The organism is uncultured Tenacibaculum sp., assembly GCF_947499065.1.
Classification (GTDB): domain Bacteria; phylum Bacteroidota; class Bacteroidia; order Flavobacteriales; family Flavobacteriaceae; genus Polaribacter.
This window is the reverse complement of record NZ_CANMMT010000001.1, coordinates 266785-293006: the sequence shown is the minus strand read 5'-3', so window position 1 is coordinate 293006 and position 26222 is coordinate 266785. Positions and strand designations below refer to the sequence as shown.

At 30.6% G+C, this 26222-nt stretch carries 30 protein-coding genes; 18 read left to right on the top strand and 12 right to left on the bottom strand.

All coding sequences use genetic code 11. The annotated features are described in order from the left end of the window. Position 1 precedes the first annotated feature (1 nt). The 9 genes from Q0958_RS01370 to Q0958_RS01330 all read left to right on the top strand — a co-directional run bounded on the left by Q0958_RS01370 (position 2) and on the right by Q0958_RS01330 (position 11320). Entirely contained in the window at positions 2 to 739 is a 738-nt protein-coding gene (locus tag Q0958_RS01370) for a metal ABC transporter ATP-binding protein (RefSeq protein ID WP_150898361.1), read from the top strand. After that, on the top strand, positions 739 to 1863 hold the full coding sequence (locus tag Q0958_RS01365) for a metal ABC transporter permease (protein WP_299118609.1): 1125 nt from the start codon (positions 739 to 741) through the stop codon (positions 1861 to 1863). Before Q0958_RS01370 ends, Q0958_RS01365 begins: the two co-directional genes overlap by 1 nt. Next, a complete protein-coding gene (locus Q0958_RS01360) occupies positions 1856 to 3016 on the top strand; it encodes a metal ABC transporter permease (protein WP_299118607.1) in 1161 nt (386 codons plus the stop codon). The genes Q0958_RS01365 and Q0958_RS01360 overlap by 8 nt, the downstream gene beginning before the upstream one ends. A 51-nt stretch (positions 3017 to 3067) precedes the next feature. Continuing rightward, positions 3068 to 6190 carry a UvrD-helicase domain-containing protein gene (locus Q0958_RS01355; protein WP_299118605.1) on the top strand — a complete coding sequence of 1041 codons (3123 nt, stop codon included), beginning with the start codon at positions 3068 to 3070 and terminating at the stop codon, positions 6188 to 6190. A gap of 48 nt (positions 6191 to 6238) precedes the next feature. Beyond that, a complete protein-coding gene (kbl, locus tag Q0958_RS01350; protein ID WP_299118603.1) occupies positions 6239 to 7432 on the top strand; it encodes a glycine C-acetyltransferase in 1194 nt (397 codons plus the stop codon). A gap of 120 nt (positions 7433 to 7552) precedes the next feature. Then, complete coding sequence (locus Q0958_RS01345; RefSeq protein ID WP_299118601.1) at positions 7553 to 8926, top strand: OmpA family protein; 1374 nt, start codon at positions 7553 to 7555, stop codon at positions 8924 to 8926. 179 nt (positions 8927 to 9105) lie between these two features. Next, positions 9106 to 10617, top strand: coding sequence for a F0F1 ATP synthase subunit beta (gene atpD / locus Q0958_RS01340; protein ID WP_299118599.1), 1512 nt, complete (start codon positions 9106 to 9108; stop codon positions 10615 to 10617). 39 nt (positions 10618 to 10656) lie between these two features. Continuing rightward, complete coding sequence (locus tag Q0958_RS01335; RefSeq protein ID WP_150898368.1) at positions 10657 to 10950, top strand: F0F1 ATP synthase subunit epsilon; 294 nt, start codon at positions 10657 to 10659, stop codon at positions 10948 to 10950. 91 nt (positions 10951 to 11041) lie between these two features. After that, a complete protein-coding gene (locus Q0958_RS01330; RefSeq protein WP_272150592.1) occupies positions 11042 to 11320 on the top strand; it encodes a twin-arginine translocase TatA/TatE family subunit in 279 nt (92 codons plus the stop codon). 6 nt (positions 11321 to 11326) lie between these two features. Here the strand turns inward: Q0958_RS01330 and Q0958_RS01325 are convergent, their stop codons facing one another. The 5 genes from Q0958_RS01325 to Q0958_RS01305 all read right to left on the bottom strand — a co-directional run bounded on the left by Q0958_RS01325 (position 11327) and on the right by Q0958_RS01305 (position 14333). Further along, a complete protein-coding gene (locus Q0958_RS01325; protein WP_299118596.1) occupies positions 11327 to 11968 on the bottom strand; it encodes an O-methyltransferase in 642 nt (213 codons plus the stop codon). 107 nt (positions 11969 to 12075) lie between these two features. After that, positions 12076 to 12336, bottom strand: coding sequence for a hypothetical protein (locus tag Q0958_RS01320; protein WP_150898371.1), 261 nt, complete (start codon positions 12334 to 12336; stop codon positions 12076 to 12078). A 6-nt stretch (positions 12337 to 12342) separates the two neighbouring features. Further along, positions 12343 to 12915 carry a sigma-70 family RNA polymerase sigma factor gene (locus Q0958_RS01315; RefSeq protein ID WP_150898372.1) on the bottom strand — a complete coding sequence of 191 codons (573 nt, stop codon included), beginning with the start codon at positions 12913 to 12915 and terminating at the stop codon, positions 12343 to 12345. 22 nt (positions 12916 to 12937) lie between these two features. Then, a complete protein-coding gene (locus Q0958_RS01310; RefSeq protein WP_299118592.1) occupies positions 12938 to 13855 on the bottom strand; it encodes a hypothetical protein in 918 nt (305 codons plus the stop codon). A 4-nt stretch (positions 13856 to 13859) separates the two neighbouring features. After that, positions 13860 to 14333 (bottom strand): nuclear transport factor 2 family protein, encoded by a 474-nt coding sequence (locus Q0958_RS01305; protein ID WP_299118591.1) that lies wholly within the window; start codon positions 14331 to 14333, stop codon positions 13860 to 13862. 169 nt (positions 14334 to 14502) lie between these two features. Between Q0958_RS01305 and panB the strand changes: the two genes are divergently transcribed. The 8 genes from panB (at position 14503) to Q0958_RS01265 (ending at position 18835) form a co-directional block, all read left to right on the top strand. Further along, a complete protein-coding gene (gene panB, locus Q0958_RS01300; protein ID WP_299118590.1) occupies positions 14503 to 15321 on the top strand; it encodes a 3-methyl-2-oxobutanoate hydroxymethyltransferase in 819 nt (272 codons plus the stop codon). A gap of 43 nt (positions 15322 to 15364) precedes the next feature. Next, the gene (locus Q0958_RS01295) at positions 15365 to 16321 is read left to right on the top strand and encodes a 2-hydroxyacid dehydrogenase (protein WP_299118589.1); all 957 of its coding nucleotides are present in this window, start codon (positions 15365 to 15367) and stop codon (positions 16319 to 16321) included. A gap of 9 nt (positions 16322 to 16330) precedes the next feature. Beyond that, a complete protein-coding gene (locus Q0958_RS01290; protein ID WP_299118588.1) occupies positions 16331 to 16741 on the top strand; it encodes a response regulator transcription factor in 411 nt (136 codons plus the stop codon). Positions 16742 to 16822: 81 nt separating this feature from the next. Then, positions 16823 to 17284 carry a DUF4199 domain-containing protein gene (locus Q0958_RS01285; protein ID WP_299118587.1) on the top strand — a complete coding sequence of 154 codons (462 nt, stop codon included), beginning with the start codon at positions 16823 to 16825 and terminating at the stop codon, positions 17282 to 17284. 6 nt (positions 17285 to 17290) lie between these two features. Next, entirely contained in the window at positions 17291 to 17749 is a 459-nt protein-coding gene (locus Q0958_RS01280; protein ID WP_299118586.1) for a DUF1801 domain-containing protein, read from the top strand. After that, positions 17750 to 18142 carry a VOC family protein gene (locus Q0958_RS01275; protein ID WP_299118585.1) on the top strand — a complete coding sequence of 131 codons (393 nt, stop codon included), beginning with the start codon at positions 17750 to 17752 and terminating at the stop codon, positions 18140 to 18142. Between the two features lie 32 nt (positions 18143 to 18174). Further along, positions 18175 to 18468, top strand: a complete 294-nt coding sequence (locus Q0958_RS01270) for a TM2 domain-containing protein (RefSeq protein ID WP_299118584.1) — start codon at positions 18175 to 18177, stop codon at positions 18466 to 18468. A gap of 22 nt (positions 18469 to 18490) precedes the next feature. Continuing rightward, positions 18491 to 18835 carry a hypothetical protein gene (locus Q0958_RS01265; RefSeq protein WP_299118582.1) on the top strand — a complete coding sequence of 115 codons (345 nt, stop codon included), beginning with the start codon at positions 18491 to 18493 and terminating at the stop codon, positions 18833 to 18835. A 45-nt stretch (positions 18836 to 18880) separates the two neighbouring features. Here Q0958_RS01265 and Q0958_RS01260 read toward each other — a convergent pair whose 3' ends face one another. The 3 genes from Q0958_RS01260 to Q0958_RS01250 form a co-directional block, all read right to left on the bottom strand. Next, a complete protein-coding gene (locus Q0958_RS01260) occupies positions 18881 to 19750 on the bottom strand; it encodes a cupin-like domain-containing protein (protein WP_272150603.1) in 870 nt (289 codons plus the stop codon). Between the two features lie 179 nt (positions 19751 to 19929). Next, entirely contained in the window at positions 19930 to 21084 is a 1155-nt protein-coding gene (bioB, locus tag Q0958_RS01255) for a biotin synthase BioB (RefSeq protein ID WP_272150604.1), read from the bottom strand. 36 nt (positions 21085 to 21120) lie between these two features. After that, on the bottom strand, positions 21121 to 22320 hold the full coding sequence (locus Q0958_RS01250; protein ID WP_299118580.1) for a beta-ketoacyl synthase N-terminal-like domain-containing protein: 1200 nt from the start codon (positions 22318 to 22320) through the stop codon (positions 21121 to 21123). Between the two features lie 41 nt (positions 22321 to 22361). Here Q0958_RS01250 and Q0958_RS01245 point away from each other — a divergent pair, with 41 nt between their 5' ends. Beyond that, entirely contained in the window at positions 22362 to 22811 is a 450-nt protein-coding gene (locus tag Q0958_RS01245; protein ID WP_299118578.1) for a cytochrome c oxidase assembly factor Coa1 family protein, read from the top strand. On the opposite strand, the gene bioA is transcribed toward Q0958_RS01245, so the two are convergent. Genes bioA through Q0958_RS01225 form a run of 4 tightly spaced genes read right to left on the bottom strand, consistent with a single transcriptional unit; the run spans position 22797 to position 26180 of the window. After that, positions 22797 to 24062 (bottom strand): adenosylmethionine--8-amino-7-oxononanoate transaminase, encoded by a 1266-nt coding sequence (gene bioA / locus Q0958_RS01240; RefSeq protein WP_299118576.1) that lies wholly within the window; start codon positions 24060 to 24062, stop codon positions 22797 to 22799. The two genes, Q0958_RS01245 and bioA, sit on opposite strands and share 15 nt — an antisense overlap. Beyond that, the gene (gene bioD / locus Q0958_RS01235) at positions 24059 to 24667 is read right to left on the bottom strand and encodes a dethiobiotin synthase (RefSeq protein ID WP_299118574.1); all 609 of its coding nucleotides are present in this window, start codon (positions 24665 to 24667) and stop codon (positions 24059 to 24061) included. The genes bioA and bioD overlap by 4 nt, the downstream gene beginning before the upstream one ends. Then, the gene (locus tag Q0958_RS01230) at positions 24667 to 25044 is read right to left on the bottom strand and encodes a DUF2007 domain-containing protein (protein ID WP_150898388.1); all 378 of its coding nucleotides are present in this window, start codon (positions 25042 to 25044) and stop codon (positions 24667 to 24669) included. Before Q0958_RS01230 ends, bioD begins: the two co-directional genes overlap by 1 nt. An 11-nt stretch (positions 25045 to 25055) precedes the next feature. Then, complete coding sequence (locus tag Q0958_RS01225) at positions 25056 to 26180, bottom strand: pyridoxal phosphate-dependent aminotransferase family protein (RefSeq protein WP_299118572.1); 1125 nt, start codon at positions 26178 to 26180, stop codon at positions 25056 to 25058. Between the last annotated feature and the right edge of the window lie 42 nt (positions 26181 to 26222).

Below are 26222 nucleotides of genomic sequence, written 5' to 3'. Positions count from 1 at the left end.
TATGGAAACAAAATATGCAGTAACAGTAGACGATTTAACAGTAGCTTATAATTATAAACCTGTACTTTGGGATATTGACTTAGCTATACCAGAAGGAGTTTTAATGGCAATTGTTGGGCCAAATGGAGCAGGAAAATCTACTTTAATAAAATCAATCTTAGGTATTATAAATCCAATTGCTGGAAGTGTTTCTGTATATGGAAAATCATACGAGAAGCAACGAAAATTAGTAGCATATGTTCCGCAAAAAGGAAGTGTAGATTGGGATTTTCCGACAACAGCATTAGATGTTGTAATGATGGGAACCTATGGAAGTTTAGGATGGATTAAAAGACCAGGAGGAGCTCAAAAGAAAGCAGCATTAGAAGCACTTGAAAAAGTAGGAATGTTACCATTTAAAAACAGGCAAATATCTCAACTTTCAGGAGGGCAACAACAACGTGTTTTTTTAGCAAGAGCTTTAGTACAAAATGCTTCAATCTATTTTATGGATGAACCATTTCAAGGGGTAGATGCAACTACAGAAATAGCAATAATTAATATACTGAAAGAGTTGCGTAAAGCCGGAAAAACCGTAGTTGTAGTACATCATGATTTGCAGACAGTTCCTGAATATTTTGATTGGGTAACCTTTTTGAATGTTAAGAAAATTGCTACTGGTCCTGTTAAAGAAATATTTAATGATGACAACTTAACCAAGACTTACGGAATTAATTATAAAGTAAGTGTGCAGCAATAATGGATTTACAAGAATATTTTAAACTCGTTTTTTCCGATTATACACTTCGTACTATAACAATTGGTACAGCAATTTTGGGGGCTATCTGTGGAATGTTAGGAAGTTTTGCTGTATTAAGAAAACAAAGTTTATTAGGTGATGCAATTTCTCACGCATCTTTACCAGGGATTGCAATAGCGTTTTTAATTACAGGAACAAAAGATACAAATGTGTTATTGTTAGGAGCATTGATTAGCGGTCTTATTGGTGCTTTTTGGATTCGCGGAATCGTTAGAAATACACATTTAAAAACAGATACAGCTTTAGGATTAATTCTTTCAGTGTTTTTTGGGTTTGGAATGTTGTTGTTGACATTTATTCAGAAGCAACCCAATGCAAATCAATCTGGTTTAGATAAGTTTTTATTTGGGCAAGCAGCAACATTATTAGTTAAGGATGTTTGGTTTATGGTAATTGTTACTGGGGTTTGTTTACTAGTGTTGTTACTTTTTTGGAAAGAGTTTAAATTACTATTATTTGATGCAGATTATGCGAAAACCTTAGGTTTCAATATAAAATTTATAGATGCTTTAATTACTGGTTTTATTGTTTTAGCTATTGTTTTAGGATTGCAAACAGTAGGAGTAGTTTTAATGAGTGCTATGTTATTGGCACCAGCTGCTGCTGCAAGGCAATGGACAAATAGTTTAAGTACTATGGTAATACTAGCAGCGGTTTTCGGTTTACTAGCAGGTGTTGTTGGGACTGGAATTAGTGCAAGTCAGTCCAATTTATCAACAGGCCCAGTAATAGTATTAGTAGCAGCAATATTTGTAGTTATTTCATTTGTTTTTTCCCCAACAAGAGGTTTGTTATTTCGTCAAATACGTTTTTTAAAAAACCGACGAGATTTGAAATTGCACAAAACACTATCTTTTATGTTTGATTTAGTAAAAACTCATGAAGATAAATCACATCCGCATGCCGTAAAAATTCTAAATAATTTTCAGGGGTATACAAGAGGAACTTTAAAAAAGTTAGAAGAGAAAAAGTATATCAAAGTTGAAGGTAAAATGTGGTCAATGACAGAAGAAGGTTATCAATTTGCTGGAAACTTATATAATCAAAATATAGAAAATGAGTAGTGCTCAGATAGAAATACAATTAATAGCAAGCTTAGTGGCAATTGCCTGTGCAATACCTGGAGTGTTCTTAGTACTAAGAAAAATGGCATTGATTAGTGATGCTATAAGTCATTCTATTTTGCCAGGGTTGGTAATTGGTTTTTTTATTACACACGATTTAAATTCTCCATTGCTTATTTTAATGGGAGCTTTGTCAGGAATAATAACGGTTGTCTTAGTAGAATATATCCAAAAAACAAAACTAGTTAAAGAAGATACAGCAATTGGGTTAGTGTTTCCTGCATTGTTTAGTATAGGTGTACTTTTAATAGCTAAAAATGCAAACGATGTTCATTTAGATGTTGATGCAGTTTTATTAGGTGAATTAGCTTTTGCTCCTTTTGATAGATTGCTAATAAATGAAGTTGATTTAGGTCCAAAATCGTTATGGATAATTGGTGCTATTTTATTAATTACATTAGGTCTTTTATTAGCTTTTTTTAAAGAATTAAAAGTAAGTACTTTCGATAAAGGATTGGCAACAGCATTAGGTTTTTCACCAGCAATACTTCATTATGGATTGATGAGTGTAGCATCTATAACAACAGTTGGAGCATTTGATGCGGTGGGAGCAATTTTGGTAGTTGCTTTAATGATTGCACCGGCTGCTACTGCTTATTTATTGACTAACGATTTAAAAAAGATGTTAGTGTTATCTGTTGTCTTTGGAGTATTGTCGGCAATTATTGGTTATTGGGTTGCACATTGGTTAGATGCTTCCATATCTGGGTCGATGACAACTATCTTAGGAGTTGTTTTTCTAATGGTGTATTTGTTTGCACCTAGTAAAGGTTTAATTTCTGTTTTGTATAGAAATAAGCAACAACAAAAAGAAGTACAGTTGCTTACTTTTTTATTGCACTTAAATAATCATAGTGAAGAAAAAGAAAGACATATAAATCATTTAAATGAACATATCAATTGGCATAAAGTTAAAGCTAAATCTATTGTGGAATTAGCAGAGAAAAACAACATGATTTTGATAGAAAATAAAATTATATCGCTAACAGAAAAGGGAAAGGCCTTTACAGAGAAAGCAATAGATTATATCATAACAAATGATGATTCTGAAATAGAATCAATGAAAAAAGATTTCTTTTTGTTTAGAGGATAAAAACAAAGGAACTTTATGTAAATTCGTGCAATTAGCATCTAAAAAATAATTGTGCAAGAAGTATCAACATTTCAGGTATATAACGCATCAGCAGGAAGCGGAAAGACTTTTACATTAGTAAAAGAATACTTAAAAGTATTGTTAAATTCTAATGATATTTTTCGTTTTCAAAAAGTACTAGCCATAACTTTTACAAACAAAGCTGCTGGAGAGATGAAAGAACGTGTATTGGAAAATTTACACGATTTTTCAGAGGGAATAGAAAATGATTTGTTCCAACTAATAATTAATGAAATATCAGTTGAGAAATCAATTATTCAAGAAAGGAGTAAAAAGATTATAGAAGCAATTCTACAGAATTATTCAGCTTTTTCAATAACTACAATTGATAGTTTTACTCATAAAATAATAAAAAGCTTTGCATATGACTTAGGACTGTCTTTAAATTTTGAAGTTGAAATGGATGCAATTTCACTGTTGAATGAAGCAGTTGATATTTTAATTTCTAAAATTGGAACAGATAAAGATTTAACGAAGTTATTAATTGATTTTTCTTTAGATAAAGCGGATGATGATAAATCATGGGATATTTCAAGAGAGTTAAGTGAGTTTTCTAGAATTTTATTAAACGAAGATGACACAAAACATTTTAGACAACTAGGAGATAAAAAATTAGAAGACTTTACAGGGCTAAAAAATAAGTTGTCGAAACATGAAAAAGAGATAAAAGAAAATTTGCAAGAAATTGGAAACAAAGGTTTGCAAATTATAGAAGAAGCTCAATTAAGCCATAAAGATTTTTATAGGTCAATGTTACCTAATCATTTTGTGGCATTGTCTGAAAGTCCTGATAAAGCAAAGTTTTTTGAAGATTCAAAACTTAGAGAAAGAATAGAGGAGAATAATTTTTATTCAAAATCTAAATCAGATGATATTAAAACGACTATAGAAGGAATTTTACCAGAATTACTAAATCTGTATATACAATCAGAGAAGTTGTATCAACAACATTTGTTGAATAAGCTGGTGTTAAAAAGTATCATTCCGTTAGCCGTTTTAAATTATATAAACTTAGAATTAACAGAAATAAAAGAAGAAAACAATCTTCGATTAAATGCAGAGTTTAATCAATTAATATCTGATAATATAAAAGACCAACCAGCACCGTTTATTTATGAACGAATTGGTCAGCGATTTATGCATTATTTTATTGATGAAATGCAAGATACATCTGTATTACAGTGGCAAAACTTAATTCCCTTAATAAATAATGCACTGTCTCAAGAAAATGCAAGTTTATTATTGGTAGGAGATGGAAAACAAGCTATTTATCGTTGGCGTGGAGGTAAAGCAGAGCAGTTTATAAACTTAGGGTCAGAAAAAGGAAATCCATTTTATATACCAAAAGAAGTAAAAACATTAGAAAGAAACTATAGGAGTTTTTCAGAGGTAGTAAATTTTAATAATTCATTTTTTCAACATACGGCAAACTTTCTTCAAAATGAAGATTATAAACAATTGTTTATTGAAGGAAATAAACAAGAAGAGAACTCAAAAAAAGGTGGTTTTGTTTCAATATCTTTTTTAGAAAAGGAAGAAGAAAAAGAAAATGAACAGATAAAATACCCAAAGAAAGTTTTGGAAATCATTCGAAGTTTAGAAGATGATTTCTTGTTGAATGAGATTTGTGTGTTGGTGAGAAAAAAGAAAGATGGAATAGCGGTAGCCAATTATTTATCGGAAAATGGGATTAATATTATTTCTTCAGAAACATTGTTGTTGCAAAATAGTACCAAGGTTAATTTTATAGTTAATATATTACGCGTACTTCAATATTCAAATGATAAAGAAACTTTGTTAGAAGTCTTGTATTTTTTGCATAATCATTTAAAGTTTGAAAAAGACAAACATTCATTTATTTCGGAGTTTATTCATCAGTCAAATGAAACAATATTTCAAAATTTAAAAGACTATGGGGTTTTATTTGAGTTATCAACTTTTCATCAATTACCTTTTTATGAAAAAGTAGAAGAAATAATTCGAAGTTTTAAATTAATCAATTCATCAGATGCTTATGTTCAGTTTTTTTTAGATGTTGTATTGGAGCAACAAAGAAAAGGAACTAGCATTCAAGAGTTTTTAGAGTTTTGGGAAGAGAAAAAACAGAATCTGAGTATAGTAGTGCCAGAAAGTGGTAATGCAGTACAAGTAATGACAATTCATAAATCTAAAGGGCTGGAGTTTCCAGTAGTTATTTTTCCTTATGATTTGGATATTTATCGTCAAATAAATCCAAAGATTTGGTTAAATGAATTGCCAGAAAATTTTAATGGTTTTAACGAGTTGTTAGTTCCATTTAGTAAAGATATGAGTTATTTAAATACTACTGGAGCAGAAATTTATAATAATCAGCGAGAGGAATTAGAATTAGATAACTTTAATTTGTTGTATGTGGCCTTAACAAGACCAGTTGAACAGCTACATATCATAACAGAAAAAAGAATTTCAAAAACAGGAGAGAATACAAATTACTATTCTGGAATTTTTATTAATTATTTGAAGAAAATAGAAGAATGGAAAGAAGATGAATTAGAGTATTCTTTTGGAGATAGAGAAAGGCTTATGAAAAAAGAAAAAGAGTTGTCTTCAACAAATATTCAAGAAGCATTTATTTCAACATCTTGGAAAGAACATAACATTCAGATGTTGGCAAGTGCTTCAAAATTATGGAATACAGAACAAGAAGAAGCTATCAAATTTGGTAATCTTATTCATGAGGTTATGTCAAAAATAATAATAAAAGAAGATGTTGGTAAAGTGATAAATCAATATGTTCAGCAGGGAATTATTGATAATAAAGATTCAGATTTTATAAAAGAAGATATAAATAGAATCGTAAATCACCCATTATTAGAAGCTTATTTCTCGGAGGATATAATAGTTTATAATGAAAGAGAAATTGTTGATGTAGATAATCAAATTATGATTCCTGATCGACTTGTTTTTGATAAAAACGGAGAAATTATAATTATAGATTATAAAACAGGTAAGCCATCAAAAAGTTATCATCAACAATTGTTGAGGTATGAACGAGTATTAAAATCTATGGGCTATGTAGTAAAGAAAAAGCTACTCATATATATTAATGAAAAAAATTTGATTGAAGAGGTATAAGAATTAACTTTGACCATTTAAAAAGCAAACAACTTTCAAACATAAATTATGTACGGAAAAATAAAAGAACAATTACAGCAAGAAATTCAAGATATTAAAGATGCTGGATTGTATAAATCTGAACGAATTATTACATCATCACAAGATGCAGTAATTAAAGTTTCAACAGGAGAAGAAGTAATTAACTTTTGTGCAAATAATTATTTAGGGTTGTCAAATCACCCAGAGGTAATTCAGGCAGCAAAAGATACAATGGATACTCATGGATTTGGAATGTCTTCAGTACGATTTATTTGTGGAACTCAAGATATTCATAAAGATTTAGAAAAAAAGATAGCAGATTTTTATACAACAGAAGATACTATTTTATATGCAGCAGCTTTTGATGCAAACGGAGGAGTTTTTGAGCCTTTATTAACAAAAGAAGATGCTATTATATCTGATAGTTTAAATCACGCTTCAATTATTGATGGAGTTCGTTTATGTAAAGCAGCAAGATATCGTTATGCAAATAATGATATGGCTTCGTTAGAAGAACAATTAATAGAAGCAAACAAACATAACCATAGATTTAAAATCATAGTAACTGATGGAGTTTTTTCTATGGATGGAATTGTAGCTAAATTAGATGAGATTTGTGATTTAGCAGATAAATACGATGCGTTAGTAATGGTTGATGAATGCCATGCAGCAGGATTTATTGGAAAGACAGGAAGAGGTACAGTAGAACTGAAAAATGTAATGGGTCGTGTAGATATAGTTACAGGAACATTAGGGAAAGCTCTTGGTGGGGCAATGGGAGGTTATACTACAGGTAAAAAAGAAATTATTGAAATCTTACGTCAACGTTCACGTCCATATTTATTTTCAAATTCATTAGCGCCGACAATAGTAGGAGCTTCTTTGAAAGTATTTGATTTGTTATCAAATGATACTACTTTAAGAGATAAATTAGAGTGGAACACAAATTATTTCAGAACAGAAATGGAAAAAGCTGGTTTTGATTTAGTAGGTGCAGATGCAGCAATTGTACCTGTAATGTTATACGATGCTAAGTTATCACAAATAATGGCTAATAAACTATTAGAGGAAGGAATTTATGTAATTGGATTTTTCTATCCAGTAGTGCCAAAAGAACAAGCTAGAATAAGAGTTCAATTATCAGCTGCACACGAAAAAGAGCATATAGATAAAGCTGTAAATGCTTTTGTTAGAGTAGGAAAAGAGTTAAATGTGATATAAAGATATTAATGTAAAAACTTGTATTTATTATAAGTTTTTGTAGATTTGCTTTTGTAAATAAGTTTTAACAACTTACATTTGCGCTATATATAAACGAACTTTTAATTTAAATTTTTAATAATGAAACAAATCAAATTAGCTGTGATAGCTTTGTTTACGTTCGCTACTGTAGGGACGGTAAACGCACAGGATTCAGACAACCCATGGGCGGTTGGATTTGGTGTCAACGCAGTTGACGTAAGAATCCCAACTAAGTTTGGAGATTATGCAAAAGATTATATCGGTACTAGTGACTGGAACATTTTGCCTTCAATTTCTAGAATTACTGTTGATAGATACTTAAACGATGGGTTTACTTTACAGTTAGCAGGATCTATAAATAAAATTGAAACTGTTAATAAAGAAAACGATACTGATGAGATTTACTGGGCTATCGATGCAAACGTAAAATATGACTTAAATAATTTATTTGGAGATACTTCTTGGTTTGATCCTTATGTATATTTAGGTGGAGGTTATACTAACGGTGTTAGCGCTGCAGGAGCTGAAGGTTCTGAAGGAATGTTAAATGCTGGTTTAGGATTTAACACTTGGTTTAACGAAAATTTAGGTTTAAACTTTCAAACAGGAGCTAAGAAACAATTTGCTGATAAAGTACAAGATCACTTCCAACACTCAGTTGGTTTAGTGTTCAAATTCGGAGGTAAAGATACTGACGGAGATGGTGTATATGACAAAGATGATGCTTGTCCAGAAGTAGCAGGATTAAAAGAATTCAACGGATGTCCTGATACAGACGGTGATGGAATCAAAGATTCTGATGATGCTTGTCCAGAAGTAGCTGGTTTAGCTGCTTTAAACGGATGTCCTGATACAGATGGTGACGGTATTGCTGATAAAGATGATGCTTGTCCAACTGAAAAAGGAACTAAAGCTAACAACGGATGTCCTGATGCTGATGGAGACGGTGTTGTAGATGGTAAAGATAAGTGTCCTAATACTGCAGGACCAGCTGAAAACAATGGATGCCCTTGGCCAGATACTGACGGTGACGGAGTTTTAGACAAAGACGATAAGTGTCCTAAAGTTGCTGGAGTTGCATCTAACAATGGATGTCCTGAGGTTGTAATTAAAGAAGAGGCTGTAAAGAAATTAAATGATTTCGCAAGAGCTATCTACTTTAACTCTGGAAGAACTACTTTTAGAAGAGGAGTAACTGGTAAGTTAGACTTAATTGCTGATATCATGAAAGAATATCCAAAAGCTAACTTTAGTATTCAAGGACATACAGATAGCCAAGGTAGAGCTTCAACTAACATGAAGTTATCTGAAAGAAGAGCTAAGGCTGTATTAGATTACTTAGTAGGTAAAGCTGGTATTCCTGCAAACAGATTATCATCTAAAGGATTTGGTGAAGATTACCCAATCGCTGATAATAAAACTAGAGCTGGTAGAGCACAAAACAGACGTGTAGAGATTAAATTAGTAAAATAATTTAACCAAAAACATACATAATTAAAGCCTCGCATTTGCGAGGCTTTTTTTATATACTTTTTTTTGTGAAAAATAGTTTAAAAGGTTTTTTAAATTCCTTTAAAAAAATTACCTTTGCACCTTGAAAAAAGGAGCTAAAGCTCACATAGCAAATTAAATAACTTTAATTACATATAGTAATGTCTACAATAACAGGTAAAGTTTCTCAAATTATTGGTCCAGTTATCGATGTTGAGTTTAATACAGAAAATGCTGAATTACCAAAGATTTACGATTCATTAGAAATTAAAAAAGCTGATGGTTCAACTTTAGTTTTAGAAGTACAACAACATGTTGGAGAAGATACGGTTCGTACAATCTCTATGGATGCAACTGATGGATTAAGTAGAGGTACGGAAGTAGTAGCTACAGGAAATCCAATTCAAATGCCAATAGGAAATGATATTTATGGTCGTTTATTCAACGTAACTGGTGATGCTATTGATGGATTAGGAGACTTACCAAAAACTGGTGATTCAGGATTATCTATCCACCGTCAAGCACCAAAATTTGATGAATTATCAACATCTACTGAAGTATTATTTACTGGAATTAAAGTAATTGATTTAATTGAGCCTTATGCAAAAGGAGGTAAGATTGGATTATTTGGAGGAGCTGGAGTAGGTAAAACAGTATTAATTCAGGAGTTAATTAATAACATTGCAAAAGGACACGGAGGTTTATCTGTATTTGCAGGAGTTGGAGAGAGAACTCGTGAAGGAAATGATTTATTAAGAGAGATGTTAGAATCTGGAATTATCAAATATGGTGATGATTTCATGCATTCTATGGAAGAAGGAGGATGGGATTTATCTAAAGTTGATAAACCAGGAATGAGAGACTCTAAAGCAACATTCGTATTCGGTCAAATGAATGAGCCACCTGGAGCACGTGCACGTGTAGCTTTATCTGGTTTAACTATTGCTGAATATTTCCGTGATGGTGCAGGAGAAGCTCAAGGAAAAGATGTATTATTCTTCGTTGATAATATTTTCCGTTTTACACAAGCAGGTTCTGAGGTATCGGCTTTATTAGGGCGTATGCCATCAGCGGTAGGTTACCAACCAACATTAGCAACAGAGATGGGAGCAATGCAAGAGCGTATTACTTCTACTAAGAAAGGATCTATTACTTCTGTACAAGCAGTTTATGTACCTGCAGATGATTTAACGGATCCAGCACCAGCTACAACGTTTGCTCACTTAGATGCAACAACTGTATTGTCTCGTAAAATTGCTGAGTTAGGTATTTATCCAGCAGTAGATCCATTAGATTCTACTTCTAGAATTTTATCACCAGAAATTTTAGGTGATGAGCACTATAACACTGCACAAAGAGTAAAAGAAATTTTACAGAGATATAAAGAATTACAAGATATTATCGCAATCTTAGGTATGGAAGAATTATCTGAGGAAGATAAATTAGTAGTTCACAGAGCACGTCGTGTACAACGTTTCTTATCTCAACCTTTCCACGTAGCTGAGCAGTTTACTGGTATCCCAGGATGTTTAGTTGATATTAAAGACACTATTAAAGGATTTAATATGATTATGGATGGAGAGTTAGATAAGTACCCAGAAGCAGCGTTTAACTTAAGAGGTTCTATACAAGAAGCAATTGATGCTGGTGAGAAAATGTTAGCTGAAGCATAATTCAATTAACAATTAACAATAATTAATTCTATTGAAATTATGTTTTTAGAAATTGTAACACCAGAAGCTATTTTGTTTTCATCTGAGGTAGATTCTGTTACTGTACCAGGTATAAATGGTGAATTCCAGATTTTAAATAATCACGCACCGGTTGTATCTATTTTAAACGAAGGAACAGTAAAAGTACATGTACACACTCAAGACCATAAAGTTTTTGATGATTTGCATGGTAGTATTGTAAGTTTACCAGAAGATGATAAAGTTTTAACTTTAAGTATAAAGTCTGGAACTTTAGAGATGAAAGAAAATAAAGCAATTATTCTAGCAGACTAATTGATTTAAATAATAAAAAAGCCAAACATTAAGTTTGGCTTTTTTTGTTTTATAAATAATTAAAATACCTAAATTAATTATCTTTGTACTTATGAACGGAATATTTTTATTTATTGGAGGGCCTGAGATTTTTGTAATCTTATTAATAGTGGTGATGTTATTTGGAGCAGATAAAATTCCTGAAATAGCTAGAGGATTAGGGAAAGGTATGCGACAAATTAAAGATGCAACTAACGATATTAAAAAAGAAATAAACGATAGTGCCAAAAATCAAGGCATTGATACCGATTTTGTAAGAGATATAAACAAAGAAGTAAATGAAGTCAAAGAAAATATAGATGACTTCACAGGGCCTATTAAAAGAAGATAAAAACTTTTATTTTACTCGGCTAATAGTTAGACCGTCTCTAATTGGTAATAATACGGTTTCTAAGCGATTATCTTCATTTAGCTTTCTGTTATATTCTAAAAGAATTTTTGTGTCAATATCTTTAGGATTTAAAGCTTCTACTACTTTGCCACTCCAAAGTACATTGTCAGATAAAATAATTCCACCAGAATTCATTTTATCGATAATCAAATCAAAATAATTTAAATAATTAGATTTATCTGCATCAATAAACACTAAATCAAAGGTGTCATCTATAGAAGGAATAACCTCTATAGCATTTCCTATAATTTGCTTGATTTGTTCTCTATATTCAGATTTTTGAAAGTATTTATATTGAAGTTCTTCCAATTCTTCATTCTTATCAATAGTATAGAGAATTCCATCTTTTTGTAAACCTTCTGCTAAACATAAGGCAGAATATCCAGTATAGGTTCCAATTTCTAAAATTGATTTAGGTTGAATTAATTTCGATATCATAGATAACACTCTACCTTGAAAAGCACCACTTAACATTCTTGGGTTTAATATTTTTTGCCAAGTTTCTCTTGTTAATTCTTGAAGGATTTCAGGCTCTTGTTGAGAGTGATTAACAACGTAATCATCAATTTTTTCAGGAAGAAAATGCATGAATATATTTTTAAATCAAAGGTATAAAAAAACGGAATCTATTATAGCATAAATTCCGTTTCAATCTAACAAAAAATCAAAAATTGATCTTATTCAGATCAAAGTCGTTAATTAAATTGACTTAATTGTTCCTTTAAAGCTTCTTTATCTTTATTAGATAAACACTGTGTTTCGTTTTTACAATCATTAGCTTTCATTTTAAAAATGTGTGTCATCTTTTTATTCTGTTTAGAATATAAAGCACAAACTTTGCAAACTAAAATATGCCAATTAAGTTGTAATTTCTCGTAAAATGAAGCTTCACCATATTGTGCTTTATCACAAATAGTAGTAGCTTCATCGCATGTTATTTTAAAATTTTTAAACATTGTTTTTTACTTATTAAACCAGTTCTTTTCCATACAGTTTCTTAGCTGAGTTCTCGCTCTATGAATAATAACCCATAGGTTCGACGGAGTGATATCTAATTCCTTACAAATTTCTTCAGTTTCAAATTCTTGAATAGTTTTCATCCTAAAAACCATAGCATATTTTTCAGGAAGATGCCCTATACATTCATCTATTTGAGACTTCAATTCGTTGTTTTCAATACTCTTTTCAGCTTCATTATTCCAAGACTGAGGCACACGTTCCTCAATCCAGTTACCTTCATTTTCACCATTATCATAAAAATTCATTCTAACTTCAGCTTGACCCTTTTTAGAATTAATTTTTCGATAATAGTCAATTATTTTTCTCTTTAAAATTGAAACTAACCAAGTTCTCTCGGTTGATTTACCTTCAAAGTTTTTCGCAGATTTAAGCCCAGCAAAAAATGTTTCTTGGACTAAATCTTTAGCTATATTGGAATCATTAACACGAACTATAGCATAATTAAATAAATAATCTGCATAGTTATCTACCCATTTATTTGGAGATAAAGTGTTGGATTTATCAGTTCGGTTCATTGCGTCAAATATAAGCTATTTTTTATTTAAATGTAGTCTGATAAATCCTACTTAATCCATTAGGATTAATATTTATGTAATTAATAATTTCGGTTAATTTTTTTCTCTTTTTAAAGCTTCTAGAAATTGAACTTTTACTAGTGGTGTAATAAAGAATATTATTCTTCATATCCACAAACGGACAATAATCTAATTTTCTTGAATTAATACCATTCTGTAAATGTTCAGCAGGTAACCAATTATTATTTTTATCTTTCCTACTTATGTACAAATCGCCACGTCCTAAATCATCTTTTCTTCCATAAGAAGTAAATATTATAAAACTTTCATCAGGTGCTACAAAAGCATTAAATTCATATTTTTCTGAATTTATCTTATTATTTAAAGAGGTAGGTTTAGTATACTCACCATCTACAAGTCTACTAACATAAATATCTTCTTTTCCTTTTGAATTTTCATATTGAGCTGTAAAAAAAAGATCTCCCTGATTCGTAACAGAAGGATAAAATTCGTCTTTAGAAGTATTAACTATAGCGCCAATATTTTTAGGTTCTGACCAATTATCTGAAAGGTTATTTCTGGTAACATACCATATATCCATATCTTTTTTTACTTCTGAAGAATTATTATTAATCCTATTTGAAGCAAAAAATAGTTTTAAACCATCAGGAGATAAAAAAGGTTCTAAATCTTTATGCTGTCCAGAAAAAACTACAGCTTCAGGTTTGGTCCATTTACCGTTTATTTTTTTAGAAAAAGCAATAAATGAATATTCTTTAGCATAACTTTCTACAGTAAAATAAAATTCATCTCCATTTTTATTTATTGAAAAATCTCTTACGTTAGGCAAATCTTTAAATAAGTTAGGTAAAAACATTTTAGGGTTTTGAGAAAACCCGATACTAGATATTAAAAAACAAAAAAGTAAGTATTTCTTCATTAAACTATTCTTTTACAGATTTACAACTACTTTTACGTCTCATATCCACTAAATAAATAATTTCCCATTTTCCATTATTATTAAATAGTTGAAAAGAATTGGCTCCACAATGACTAAATTTATCATTAAAATAGAATTCATAAGGAGTCCAAACCGAAGCTAAATTACCATCGATTTTAATATCGTATGACAAAAGTTTTTCAAAATATTTGTGCTCAGGTTTTTTACCTGCAATTTTTGCTAGAAGATTTTCTCTACTTTCCGTAGCCAACTTTTTTTTACCCTTTTTGTTGGTAAAAGTCGTTTGTATTTTAACAGAAGAATGAAGTGTGTTGCCAACAATAGCACTATCACCTTTGTGAAGTCCTTCAAAAAAAGTATCAATAGTTTTTTTAATCATATCGTGTTCATTTTTACTTTGAGCATTAGCAACACTTGTAAGAATTAGCACTATTAAAACAGTAGTAATTTTATGCATATTTGTTAGAATTTAGATAGTAAAGCTATTAAAAAAGAAAAGAGAGAAAATATAATTAACAGAAGATTAACTAGTTTTCTATGAATTGAATAATAATGATAGAAGTTCCTTAAAGTAAATTGTTCAATAGAATAAATGTGTATTTTTACAGACTAGAAAATTAAAAACAATGTCAGTAGCTAAAAAACAATACAAAAGAATTACCACAAAATCATTAGTTGAGATGAAAGCTAATGGAGAAAAAATATCCATGCTTACTGCTTATGATTATACAATGGCGAAAATTGTTGATGGAGCTGGAGTTGATGTGATATTAGTTGGAGATTCAGCTTCGAATGTAATGGCTGGACATGAAACAACTTTGCCAATTACATTAGATCAAATGATTTATCATGCAAGTTCTGTAATTAGAGCAGCAGAACGTAGTTTGGTAGTTGTTGATTTACCTTTTGGAACGTATCAAGGAAATTCTAAAAGTGCCTTAGAATCTGCCATTAAAGTAATGAAAGAGTCTGGAGGACATGCAGTAAAGTTAGAAGGAGGAAGTGAGATTGCTGAATCAATTTCTAGAATTTTAACAGCAGGAATTCCTGTTATGGGGCATTTAGGATTAACACCTCAATCTATTTATAAATTTGGTACGTACACAGTAAGAGCAAAAGAAGAAGAGGAAGCTAATAAATTATTAGAAGACGCGAAATTATTACAAGAGTTAGGATGCTTTGCTTTGGTTTTAGAAAAAGTTCCAGCAGTTTTAGCAGAAAAAGTAGCTAAGAGTTTAACGATTCCTGTTATAGGAATTGGAGCAGGTGGAGGAGTAGATGGGCAAGTGTTAGTAACGCACGATATGCTTGGAATGACACATGAGTTTAATCCTCGTTTTTTACGTAGGTATTTAGACTTGTATGCAGAAATGACAAATGCTTTTCAAAGTTATATACAAGATGTGAAGTCGCAAGATTTCCCTAATGAAAAAGAGCAATATTAACTATTACAAGCCTTCTGATTAAGAAGGTTTTTTTATACTTAAAATGAAAATACTTCACTTAGATTCAAATCATTCATTATTATTAAATCAGTTAAACGATTTAGGTTTTATAAATGAGGAAGATTATACTTCAACAAAGTCAGAAATAGAAGCAAAAATTCATCAATACGATGGAATTATTATTCGAAGTAGATTTACAATTGACCAACAATTTTTAGATAAAGCAACAAACTTAAAGTTTATAGGTCGAGTTGGAGCAGGTTTGGAGAATATAGATTGTAATTATGCTGAAGAAAAAGGAGTTTATTTAATCTCAGCACCAGAAGGAAATAGAAATGCTGTAGGAGAACATACATTAGGTATGTTACTTTCTCTTTTCAATAAATTTAATAAAGCAGATGCCGAAGTCAGAAAAGGAAAATGGCTTCGAGAAGATAATAGAGGAATTGAGTTAGATGGAAAAATAGTAGGTTTAATAGGTTATGGAAACATGGGGAAAGCTTTTGCTAAAAAGTTAAGAGGTTTTGATGTAGAAGTAATTTGTTATGATATAAAACCAAATGTGGGAGATGAGAATTGTAAGCAAGTATCTTTAGAAGAATTACAAGAAAAAGCAGATGTTTTAAGTCTTCATACTCCTCAGACAAAATTAACTATAAGCATGGTGGATTCTACATTTATTAATCAATTCTCAAAACCTTTTTGGGTACTTAATACAGCAAGAGGTAAATCAATAGTAACGGAAGATCTAGTAGAAGCTCTAAAAAACAAAAAAGTTTTAGGAGCTGGTTTGGACGTTTTGGAATATGAGAAAAAGTCATTTGAAAATTTATTTCAGAAAAAAGATATATCAGGAAAAGTAGAAATGCCAGAGGCGTTTCAGTATTTAATTAATTCGGAAAATGTAATTCTTTCTCCGCATGTAGCAGGTTGGACTATAGAAAGTAAAGAAAAGTTAGCGCAAACAATAGTTGATAAAATTAAAGCAAAATTTTGTTAACTTAACAGAATGAAAAAGACGGTATTTGTTTTTAGTGCTCTTATTTTAGCATTGTTTTTTCTTTTTGAAATTAGTAAATATGCTGTTGTTTCACAAGGTTTAAGGACTGAAATAATTATAGGTGTTATTGCGGTGGTTTTCTTTTTTGTTGGAATTTACATCAATAAAAAGAGTTTGAATAAACCAAAGTCTTTAACTAAAGAAATAAATCATAAAAAAATAAAAGAACTTAGTATAACCAAAAGAGAGTATGAGGTACTTCAAAAAATAGCAGAAGGATTGTCAAATAAAGAAATAGCAGCGTCTTTATTTTTATCAGAAAGTACTATAAAAACTCATGTATCAAATATTCTTGTAAAACTAAATTCTAAACGAAGAACTCAAGCAGTTCAAGTAGCAAAATCTCTTCAAATTTTATAAAAATATGTTTTTGGTACTTTAGTATGAGCTTGTTTTTGAAGGTATTCTTTAGTTTTATCATAAATTTAAAAAAATACTTAAATGAAAAGCACAATACTAAAGTATGGAGTTTATGGTTTTTTAACAGGCCTTATAATTTTTACTCTTCACCTTGTTTTAGGAATTAAAAATCTAGATTATAGTACAAATGAAATATTAGGATACGTCTCAATATTTATATCACTATCGTTTATTTATTTCGGAATAAAACATTATCGAGAAAATGTTAATAATGGAATTATCTCATTAGGAAAAGCTATAGCTATTGGAACACTTATTTCTTTAATGGTAGGAATAGGAATTGGCATAGCAGATTTTATTTACACACAATTTATAAACCCTGACTTTTTTAAAAGCTATGAAGACATGTTAATAAAACAAGGTAGAGAAGCAGAAATAATTGAAATGACAAGTGCCACTGCAGCTCTATTTATGATAGTTTTAGTTAGTGTAATAGGATTTATTATATCTTTATTGTCAGCCTTATTTTTACAACGTAAATAAAATATTATGCAGTATAAAGCCGATACACCAGAAGAGTATATTGCTCAAATTCCAGAGGAAAGACAAGCAATTATGGAAAGATTACGTAAAACAATTAAAGAGAATCTCCCAAAAGGTTTTGAAGAAGGAATTAATTATAATATGATTGGTTATTACGTGCCACATTCAATTTATCCAGAAGGATATCATTGCGATACCAGTTTACCTTTACCATTTATGAATATTGCTTCACAGAAAAATTCAATTAATTTGTATCACAACGGAATTTATGCTAAGAAAGAATTATTAGATTGGTTTGTAGCTGAATATCCTAAACATTGTAAAAGAAAATTAGATATGGGTAAAAGCTGTATACGATTTAAAAAAACAGAAGAAATTCCATTTGATTTAATAGCAGAATTAGCTACAAAAATGACGGTAGGAGAGTGGATAAATATTTATGAAACAAATGTAAAAAGGAAATAAATGAAGAAGAAAGGTAGAGTAATAGGTATAGGTGGTTTGTTTTTTAAAACAGAAAATCCAAATAAAACGAAAGATTGGTATAAAAATAATTTGGGGTTTAATACTGATGATTGGGGTTGTACATTTTGGTGGAAAGATAATGAAGGAAAAAAAGCATCAACCCAATGGAGTCCATTTCCAAAAGATACAAACTATTTTAAGCCATCGGAGAAAGATTTTATGTTCAACTATCGTGTTGAAAATTTAGTGGAGTTATTAGAAGAGCTTAAAGAAAAAGGAGTAACAGTAATTGATAAAATTGAAGAGTACGATTATGGTAAGTTTGGGTGGATTGTTGATTTAGATGGAAATAAAATTGAATTATGGGAGCCAAAAGATGATGCTTTTTTATAAATTTAGGGCAGTTAATAATTAAAAAGAAAAACATGAATATAATTGATGAAAATGGAAATGCAGTTCCAAACCAAGAAAGTAAAAGAGTTTTAGCAGGTATTTTAGCTATTATTTTAGGGCCTTTAGGAATTCATAAATTTATATTAGGTTATACAAAAGAAGGAATAATAATGTTGGTAGGTACTTTTATTCTTGGAATTATTACTTGTGGTATTGCTAGTTGGGCTATGGGAGTTATTGGTTTAATTGAAGGTATTATCTATTTAACTAAATCAGACGAAGAATTTGTGTATACTTATCAGACAAATAGCAGAGGCTGGTTTTAAATTAACTTAAAAGTTGAAAGAAATGGAAGCAGAAAATAATAAGTTTAAAGATAGTTTAAATGAAGGTTTAGATAAAGCAAAAGATGTTATGGATAAAGTAACGGAAAAAGCTTCAGAACTTGCAGGAGAAACAGGAGAACATGTAGTTGACGCTGTAGAAGATATAAAAGATAAAGTTAGTGATATAGTATCAGAAGAATCTGTACAAAAAATAAAAGAGTCTACTAGCGAATTTATAGATGACGCAAGAGAGGTCATGGAAAATGTAACAGAAAAAGCATCGGATTTTGCTGAAGATGCACAAGAAGAACTTAAAGAAGCTACAACTAAGACAAAAAATTTCTTTCAACGTTTATTTGGAAAATAAAATAAGCAGGATAAAATAAAAAAAGCGCCAATTTTGGCGCTTTTTTTATGCAATCTTATTTGCTTTATTCGTTTTAATAATGGCTTGTTCGTTTTTCCAATCAATCCATTTTTGACCTTTTATACGTCTCATTACATTATCAACAGTACGCATAATAAATACATTATATATCGCTTTTCCTAAGTTTTTAGGATTACGAGCAATAGCACGTAAACTCATAGAAAAACCTGGAGTTACATAACGCATATAGTGCCAATAACCTTCAGGCATGTATAAAACGTTTCCATGTTCTAATTCAGCAATATGACCTTTTGCCTTTTTTAAAGCAGGCCATTTGTCAAAATCAGGGTCGTTAAAATCAATATCTTCTCTTGTAATTAATGAATGAGGTATTTTATATAGGTACTTATTTTGCTTTTGATCAAATAATATACACTTCTTTTTACCTTCAAAATGAAAATGAAAAATATTAGCTAAATCAATATCATAATGCATGAAAGTATAAGAATCTCTACCTCCAAAAAATAACATTGGTAAACCTTTCATTAAACGTAAACCAAAGTCAGGAAATTTAAAATCCTTTTGAAGTATAGGAACTTCTTTTAAAACATTCCATAAGAAAATACGGAATTTTGTAGGCTCTCTTTTTAATAAATCAACATACTCGCTCATTTTCATGGTAGCATGCGGTTCATTAAATCCATCTTTGTAGTCTACTGGTCTGTCGTCGTATAAAGGAACAGTCTTGTCTCCAGCAACTTCCTTCATATATTCTAATGACCATTTGTTAAATGCTGGCCAATCTTCAATAAAACGCTCAATAACTACTGGTTTTTGAGGTTTAAAGTAGTTTTTTATAAAATCTTCTTTTGTTATGGTTTCAACTCTGTCTACTTGTTGTAACTGTAATCCCATGGGCCCAATTTTTAAAGAAGCAAAGTTAAGAAAACGTTTCCAAATTATTTAGAAAGATTCTTGTTAAAAAATGTATTAAAATCAAAGTTGATTTTAAGAGTCTATTTAATCAATAAGCGATTATAGTACAAAGTTATATGTATAAAAAAAGAACTACTAAATAGTAGTTCTTTTTTAAGTTATTTTATAGTTTCTTTTTGAGGTTCATCGGTTAACATTCTCTTAATTTTAAGAGTCTGCTTTTTTATTTCCTTTGCCTCTTCTTTCTTTTTTTCGTTACGCTCAATTTTATGATCAGGACGAGACCATTTTGGTTTTTCACCTAAAGTTTCAAAATTAGAATCTTCAGCCTCAACTGTTCTTGGTTGTACCTTTTTAGTAAATGGCTTTTGTGGGTTTAATCCTAATAACTTAAACATTTTCATGTCTTCATCTACATCAGGATTTGGAGTTGTTAGTAATTTATCTCCAGCAAAAATAGAGTTTGCACCAGCAAAGAAACACATTGCTTGACCTTCTCTACTCATTTGAGTTCTACCAGCCGATAAACGTACTTGCGTTTCTGGTAATACAATTCTCGTAGTAGCTACCATACGAACCATATCCCAAATTTCTACAGGCTTTTCGTCTTCTAAAGGAGTTCCTTCAACAGCAACTAAAGCATTAATCGGAGTAGATTCAGGTTGTGGATCTAAAGTAGATAAAGCAACTAACATTCCAGCTCTATCTTCAGCAGATTCTCCCATACCGATAATACCACCAGAACAAACAGTTACGTTAGTTTTACGAACATTATCAATAGTATCTAATCTATCTTGGTATCCACGTGTAGAAATTACTTCTTTATAGTATTCTTCTGAAGAATCTAAATTGTGATTATAAGCATATAGTCCAGCCTCAGCTAAACGTTGTGCTTGATTTTCAGTTACCATACCTAAAGTACAGCAAACCTCCATGTCAAGTTTGTTAATAGTTCTTACCATTTCTAAAACTTGATCAAACTCAGGTCCGTCTTTTACATTTCTCCAAGCAGCTCCCATACATACACGAGAACTTCCACCAGATTTGGCTCTTAAAGCTTGCGCTTTTACTTGTTGTACAGACATTAAATCGTTTCCATCAACATTAGTATGGTAACGTGCAGCTTGTGGACAATATCCACAGTCTTCAGAACATCCACCAGTTTTTATAGATAATAATGTAGAAACTTGTACTACGTTTGGGTCGTGACTTTTCCTATGAATTGTAGCAGCTTCGTATAAAAGCTCCATCATAGGTTTGTTATATATTTCTAGAATTTCTTCTTTCGTCCAGTTATGTCTTACTTCGCTCATAAATTCAAGTTGTTTGTTGGGGTAAAAATAAGGATATTATTTAGATAGCAATACAGAAACTGCATTTCCTCCAAAACCTACTGCATTTACTAGGATTTTTGTTAGTTTTTTCGGGTGTTTTTGCTTTTCAGCAAACGGTACTTCTATTGTTTTTTGATGTTGTAACATTAAAATAGCTAATTCTAAACTCAATAATCCAGAAGTAGCAAAAGTGTGTCCAACTTTCCATTTATTAGTTGTTAAAAAAGGTTGATTATCTCCAAAAATAGCCTTAATAGCATTTATTTCTGATTGATCGCCTTTTATAGTTCCTGGAGCATGCATAACAATAGCATCTACCTCCTCAGGAGAAATATTTTTCAAAGCCATTTTCATAGATTTCTGAAAACATTCAGCATCTGTAGTAACTGATGTATTGTGTTTTAATACTTCAGTAGCATATCCTACATTATCAATAAAAGCAATTGCATTTTCAGAGATACCTGATTCTAGACAAAAAACAGCAGCTCCTTCTCCTAAAACCATGGTGTTTTTTGTTTTTGTCATATCAAAAGCTCTACAAGGATATTCATCTGTTTCTTTTGAATAGACTTTCAAAGCTTGCATTTGTGCAATAGTAAAGTCAGTTAGAGAAGCTTCACTAGCACCAATCATAAATTTATTAGTCATTCCAGATTGTAACCATGCAACTCCATTTAATAAAGAGTGTAAACCAGTAGAACAAGTAATAGAATGTGAAATTTCAGGGCCATTACTTTGTAAGTCATGTGCAATCCATGAAGAAATGTTTCCTAAAGTTGTTGTAGGAGAACTTAATGTTGATGATTTTCCTGATTCTAAAAATTCTTTGTGGTATTTTTCAAATAAAGAAGTTGCTCCACGTGAAGAACCTATATTGATTCCAAAATTATCTTGAGAATTCCAGTTTGCATCTTTAATAGCTTTTCGTGCTACATATAAAGTATATAAAACTGTTTCGTCTAAGTTTTTGTACTTATTATCGGAATGCTTTAATTGATTTATTTCATTTTTAATGTCATCAGATAATTGAGCTACATGAGCTTTAAAATTATCAAAACTCTTACTACTTAGATAATGTTTCGTATTAAGGTAGTTATTCCAAATTTCATTTTGGGAACTTCCTACCGAAGAAACAGATGCCATTGCTGTTATAGAAATACGTTCTTTCAACACATTTAAAATTTTGACAAAAATAAAGTTAAAATCAGGTATCATGAAGAAATTTAATAGTTATCTTGTCACTAAATATTAAATCTATGGATGAAAAACACGAAAAAAGTTGGTTTGGTAGAAATTGGATGTGGGCAGTTCCTGTTGGAGGCTGTGGATGTGGTTGCCTCTTGATTGTTTTGTTTTTTGTATTTGGAATTGGCGCTGCAATTTTTGGGGTTTCTAAAATGATAGATAATGCAACACCCATAGAATATGCTATGGAACAAGTAAGAAATAATGATAAAGTAGTTTCTTTACTTGGCGATGATATTGAAAAATATAGTATTCCTTCAGGAAATATTTCATTAAGAAATAATGATGGAGATGTTGATTTTTCGATTCCAATTCGTGGTAGTAAAGGAGAAGGAACTTTAATAGTAAAAGGAATTAAAACTGACGGAGAATGGGTTTATGAAGATTTATATGTGCGTATAAAAGAAACTCAAGAAGAAATAAATTTACTGGAAAATGAAAAGGTTCTAGAAAGAATCTAGAACCTCTTCAATAGTTGTATATACCTTTTGTAATTGTTTTTCAGTAATTACATAAGGAGGTTGTATATAAATAGTGTTTCCAAGAGGTCTTAAAAACACACCTTTATCCATAAAAGATTTTAATAGTTGATCTCTTAATGTACCATATCTTCCAGCGTTGGTTTTTAAATCAATAGCTAAAATAACTCCTTTTGAACGTACCTCAGTAACCTTAGCATGATTTGCTATTTGATTTGAAAAATCTTGATGAGTTTTTGAAATTCTTTGAATGTTTTTTTGAATTTCATTACTCTGTAATAATTCAATGCTCGCCAAAGCAGCACTACATGCTATTGGATTCGCAGAATACGTATGACAATGGAAAAAACCTTTGGCAATATCATTACTTAAAAACTCATTGTAAATATCTTCGGTACAAGAAGTAATAGCCATAGGAACCAAACCAGCGGTTAATGCTTTACTTAAACAAATAATATCTGGTTTTGTGGTAATTTCATCAGAAGCAAAATTATTTCCTGTTTTACCAAATCCAGTCATTACTTCATCAGCAATAGTTAAAATATCATTGTTTTTAAAAAATTGTAAAATAGAATCTAAATCTTCTGCTTTATGAATTTTCATACCAGCAGCACCTTGAACTAAAGGTTCGTATATAAAACCAGCAATACTATTCTCACTAACAATTTGTTTTAATAGTCTTAAAATCTCTTGATTGTTGTTTCCATTAGGAACAGGAATACGTTTAATGTCCATTAAGAAATCTTCAAAAGGACCATTGTAAACAGAGAGTCCAGATACAGACATAGCACCAAAAGTATCTCCATGAAAACCGTTTTCAAAAGCAACGAAAGTATTCCTTTTTTCACCTTTGTTAAAATAGTACTGCAAAGCCATTTTAATTCCAGCTTCAACAGCTGTTGAACCATTGTCATTAAAGAATATTCTATTCTGGTTTTTAGGTAATATTTTAATTAATTCTTCCGATAAAGCAACAGCAGGCTCATGTGTAAAGTCACTAAACATTATTTGATCTAATGTTTGCATTTGTTTATAAACCTTATTGGTAATAAAGTCGTTACAGTGACCAAACATACAAGTATACCAAGAAGAAATAGCATCAATATATTCGTTACCGTTCTCATCGGTTAAAATACAACCTTTGGCTTTTACAATACCTAAACTATCTGGATGTGTTTGGTGTTGCTTTAAAGGATGCCATAAGTGTTGTTTATCTCTTTCTTGTAGTGTCATAATTTATCTTTAAAAAGGTCAGCATACTCACGAATAACATTTTGATCGAAATATGGTTCTTCGTCAATTCGTCCAATAACAGAAACGCCTGTCATTTTTTTAATAATTGATTCAGTAGTAGGATGCTCATCACCTGAAAAAATCAAAGAAACATCAAAACCTTTTTCTTTTAAAAGGTTTATGGTTAATAAGGTATGGTTAATACTTCCTAAATAATGGCGAGAAACGACAATTACTTTGTAGTCAGGTTTTATAATGTCTAAAATAGTGTCTGTATTATTTAAAGGTACTAACAATCCACCAGCACCTTCAATAACTAAATTGTTTGAAGTTTTTGGTTCAGTTATGTTAGAAAGTTCAATATTTATATTGTCTATTTCAGCAGCAGCATGTGGGCTCATAGGAGTTTTTAATGCGTATGCGTTAGTATGAATGGTTGTTGTAGAATTAGAAATTAGTTGTTCAACTTTATGAGCATCAGAATTATCTAATTCGCCAGCTTGAACAGGTTTCCAATAATCCGCTTCTAGAGCTTCGGTAACAATAGCAGAAGCTACTGTTTTTCCCACTTCTGTGGAAATACCAGTGATAAAATATTTTTTCATTAAAAGATTGTTTTACAATCGTTACAAATTAATTTTCTACTTTCAAAAAAAGGGAAAAGCATAAAAAAGAAACTTTTGCGTTGAGGTGGAGCAACAAGAATTCTTGATGATTTGCATTTGCCACATTGATAAGATACTCCGTTCTCATCTTTTTCGTATTCTCTAATTTCGTTGTATATGACTAATGCTTTTTCTAAATCATCTTTATGAACTAATAATTTCACTCCTCCTATTGCCTGACTTAATAAAGGGTCAGAATCAATAGTTTTCTCATCCATTAACATGGTTCTAATATTTTCAGAATCCAATTTAGATTTAATTACTTGAGCTTCGGTTGAATACTCAAATACAGTTAGAATTACATGATTATCGTTCATTTATGCTAATTTTATAAAGCAAAAGTAGCAAGGTTCTCTAAAACACTGGTAATTTCTTCAAAAGAATTATAACTATGTAAGCAAAAGCGTAATCTTTCTTCCCCTTTGTTAACAGTAGGAGATAAAATAGGTTTCACATCAAATCCTTTTTTTTGAAGTTTTTGAGCTATCAGTTTTACTTTTTCGTTTCCTGGAATAATACAACAATGGATTGCGGATTCACTCTTAATAAAATTAAGATTTAAACGTTGTGTTTCTTTGATAAAAAAGAGGATGTTCTTTTGTAATTGCTCTTTAAATTTGGGAAGTTCTTTGTAGGCAAAACTAATGGTGGCTAGAGCATGAGGAGATAGACCTGTGGTATAAATAAAACTTCTTGAGAAATTAACGAGATAATTTTTTAATTCTTTAGAAGATATAATTGCAGCACCATGGCATCCTAATGCTTTTCCAAAAGTGACAATCCTAGCAAAAATATCATTATGTATTTCTGTAGTTTCAACTAAACCTTTATTGAAAACACCAATGGCGTGAGCTTCATCAATTATTAAATAGGCTTTGTTAGTTTTACAAATCTGAACAATTTCTTTAAGATTTGGACTGTCTCCATCCATAGAAAAAACAGATTCTGTTATCACATAAATTTCGTTGTTATTATTTAAGTTGTTGAGACGAATAATTTTTTCTTCTAAGTCTAAAGTGTCATTATGTTTAAACTTATAAGCTTTAGCGTTTGAAAGTTGTATACCATCTCTAATAGAAGCATGAATGAATTCGTCATATAAAATAATATCTCCGCGTTGTGGGACAGAAGAGAAAAATCCGATGTTTGCATCATATCCAGAATTAAAAATTAGAGCAGATTCTGAATTGTGAAATTCAGCTAATTGTTTTTCAACTAGTGGGTATAATTTGTGATTTCCAGATAAAAGTCTAGAACCAGTAGCTCCATTTTGTCTGATATTTTGCGCTACTAAAAATTGATGAACATTATTAAAAACAATTTCTGATTTGGCTAAACCTAAATAGTCATTAGAGGAAAAATCAACTAAGTTAATTTCTTTTCCAAGTGATCTTAGAGAATTGTTTTCTTTACGTTGGAGTAATTTAGTAGTAAGTTTCTTAGGAAATGACATAGTGCAAAAATAAAAAAAGACTTACAAATTTGTAAGTCTTTT

What these genes read in the sequence shown, in the direction of transcription:
- Q0958_RS01370 (WP_150898361.1), top strand. Translation starts at nt 2, where the DNA reads ATGGAAACAAAATATGCAGTAACAGTAGACGATTTAACAGTAGCTTAT.
- Q0958_RS01365 (WP_299118609.1), top strand. Translation starts at nt 739, where the DNA reads ATGGATTTACAAGAATATTTTAAACTCGTTTTTTCCGATTATACACTT.
- Q0958_RS01360 (WP_299118607.1), top strand. Translation starts at nt 1,856, where the DNA reads ATGAGTAGTGCTCAGATAGAAATACAATTAATAGCAAGCTTAGTGGCA.
- kbl (WP_299118603.1), top strand. Translation starts at nt 6,239, where the DNA reads ATGTACGGAAAAATAAAAGAACAATTACAGCAAGAAATTCAAGATATT.
- Q0958_RS01345 (WP_299118601.1), top strand. Translation starts at nt 7,553, where the DNA reads ATGAAACAAATCAAATTAGCTGTGATAGCTTTGTTTACGTTCGCTACT.
- atpD (WP_299118599.1), top strand. Translation starts at nt 9,106, where the DNA reads ATGTCTACAATAACAGGTAAAGTTTCTCAAATTATTGGTCCAGTTATC.
- Q0958_RS01335 (WP_150898368.1), top strand. Translation starts at nt 10,657, where the DNA reads ATGTTTTTAGAAATTGTAACACCAGAAGCTATTTTGTTTTCATCTGAG.
- Q0958_RS01330 (WP_272150592.1), top strand. Translation starts at nt 11,042, where the DNA reads ATGAACGGAATATTTTTATTTATTGGAGGGCCTGAGATTTTTGTAATC.
- Q0958_RS01325 (WP_299118596.1), bottom strand. Translation starts at nt 11,968, where the DNA reads ATGCATTTTCTTCCTGAAAAAATTGATGATTACGTTGTTAATCACTCT.
- Q0958_RS01320 (WP_150898371.1), bottom strand. Translation starts at nt 12,336, where the DNA reads ATGTTTAAAAATTTTAAAATAACATGCGATGAAGCTACTACTATTTGT.
- Q0958_RS01315 (WP_150898372.1), bottom strand. Translation starts at nt 12,915, where the DNA reads ATGAACCGAACTGATAAATCCAACACTTTATCTCCAAATAAATGGGTA.
- Q0958_RS01310 (WP_299118592.1), bottom strand. Translation starts at nt 13,855, where the DNA reads ATGAAGAAATACTTACTTTTTTGTTTTTTAATATCTAGTATCGGGTTT.
- Q0958_RS01305 (WP_299118591.1), bottom strand. Translation starts at nt 14,333, where the DNA reads ATGCATAAAATTACTACTGTTTTAATAGTGCTAATTCTTACAAGTGTT.
- panB (WP_299118590.1), top strand. Translation starts at nt 14,503, where the DNA reads ATGTCAGTAGCTAAAAAACAATACAAAAGAATTACCACAAAATCATTA.
- Q0958_RS01295 (WP_299118589.1), top strand. Translation starts at nt 15,365, where the DNA reads ATGAAAATACTTCACTTAGATTCAAATCATTCATTATTATTAAATCAG.
- Q0958_RS01290 (WP_299118588.1), top strand. Translation starts at nt 16,331, where the DNA reads ATGAAAAAGACGGTATTTGTTTTTAGTGCTCTTATTTTAGCATTGTTT.
- Q0958_RS01285 (WP_299118587.1), top strand. Translation starts at nt 16,823, where the DNA reads ATGAAAAGCACAATACTAAAGTATGGAGTTTATGGTTTTTTAACAGGC.
- Q0958_RS01280 (WP_299118586.1), top strand. Translation starts at nt 17,291, where the DNA reads ATGCAGTATAAAGCCGATACACCAGAAGAGTATATTGCTCAAATTCCA.
- Q0958_RS01275 (WP_299118585.1), top strand. Translation starts at nt 17,750, where the DNA reads ATGAAGAAGAAAGGTAGAGTAATAGGTATAGGTGGTTTGTTTTTTAAA.
- Q0958_RS01270 (WP_299118584.1), top strand. Translation starts at nt 18,175, where the DNA reads ATGAATATAATTGATGAAAATGGAAATGCAGTTCCAAACCAAGAAAGT.
- Q0958_RS01265 (WP_299118582.1), top strand. Translation starts at nt 18,491, where the DNA reads ATGGAAGCAGAAAATAATAAGTTTAAAGATAGTTTAAATGAAGGTTTA.
- Q0958_RS01260 (WP_272150603.1), bottom strand. Translation starts at nt 19,750, where the DNA reads ATGGGATTACAGTTACAACAAGTAGACAGAGTTGAAACCATAACAAAA.
- bioB (WP_272150604.1), bottom strand. Translation starts at nt 21,084, where the DNA reads ATGAGCGAAGTAAGACATAACTGGACGAAAGAAGAAATTCTAGAAATA.
- Q0958_RS01250 (WP_299118580.1), bottom strand. Translation starts at nt 22,320, where the DNA reads ATGATACCTGATTTTAACTTTATTTTTGTCAAAATTTTAAATGTGTTG.
- Q0958_RS01245 (WP_299118578.1), top strand. Translation starts at nt 22,362, where the DNA reads ATGGATGAAAAACACGAAAAAAGTTGGTTTGGTAGAAATTGGATGTGG.
- bioA (WP_299118576.1), bottom strand. Translation starts at nt 24,062, where the DNA reads ATGACACTACAAGAAAGAGATAAACAACACTTATGGCATCCTTTAAAG.
- bioD (WP_299118574.1), bottom strand. Translation starts at nt 24,667, where the DNA reads ATGAAAAAATATTTTATCACTGGTATTTCCACAGAAGTGGGAAAAACA.
- Q0958_RS01230 (WP_150898388.1), bottom strand. Translation starts at nt 25,044, where the DNA reads ATGAACGATAATCATGTAATTCTAACTGTATTTGAGTATTCAACCGAA.
- Q0958_RS01225 (WP_299118572.1), bottom strand. Translation starts at nt 26,180, where the DNA reads ATGTCATTTCCTAAGAAACTTACTACTAAATTACTCCAACGTAAAGAA.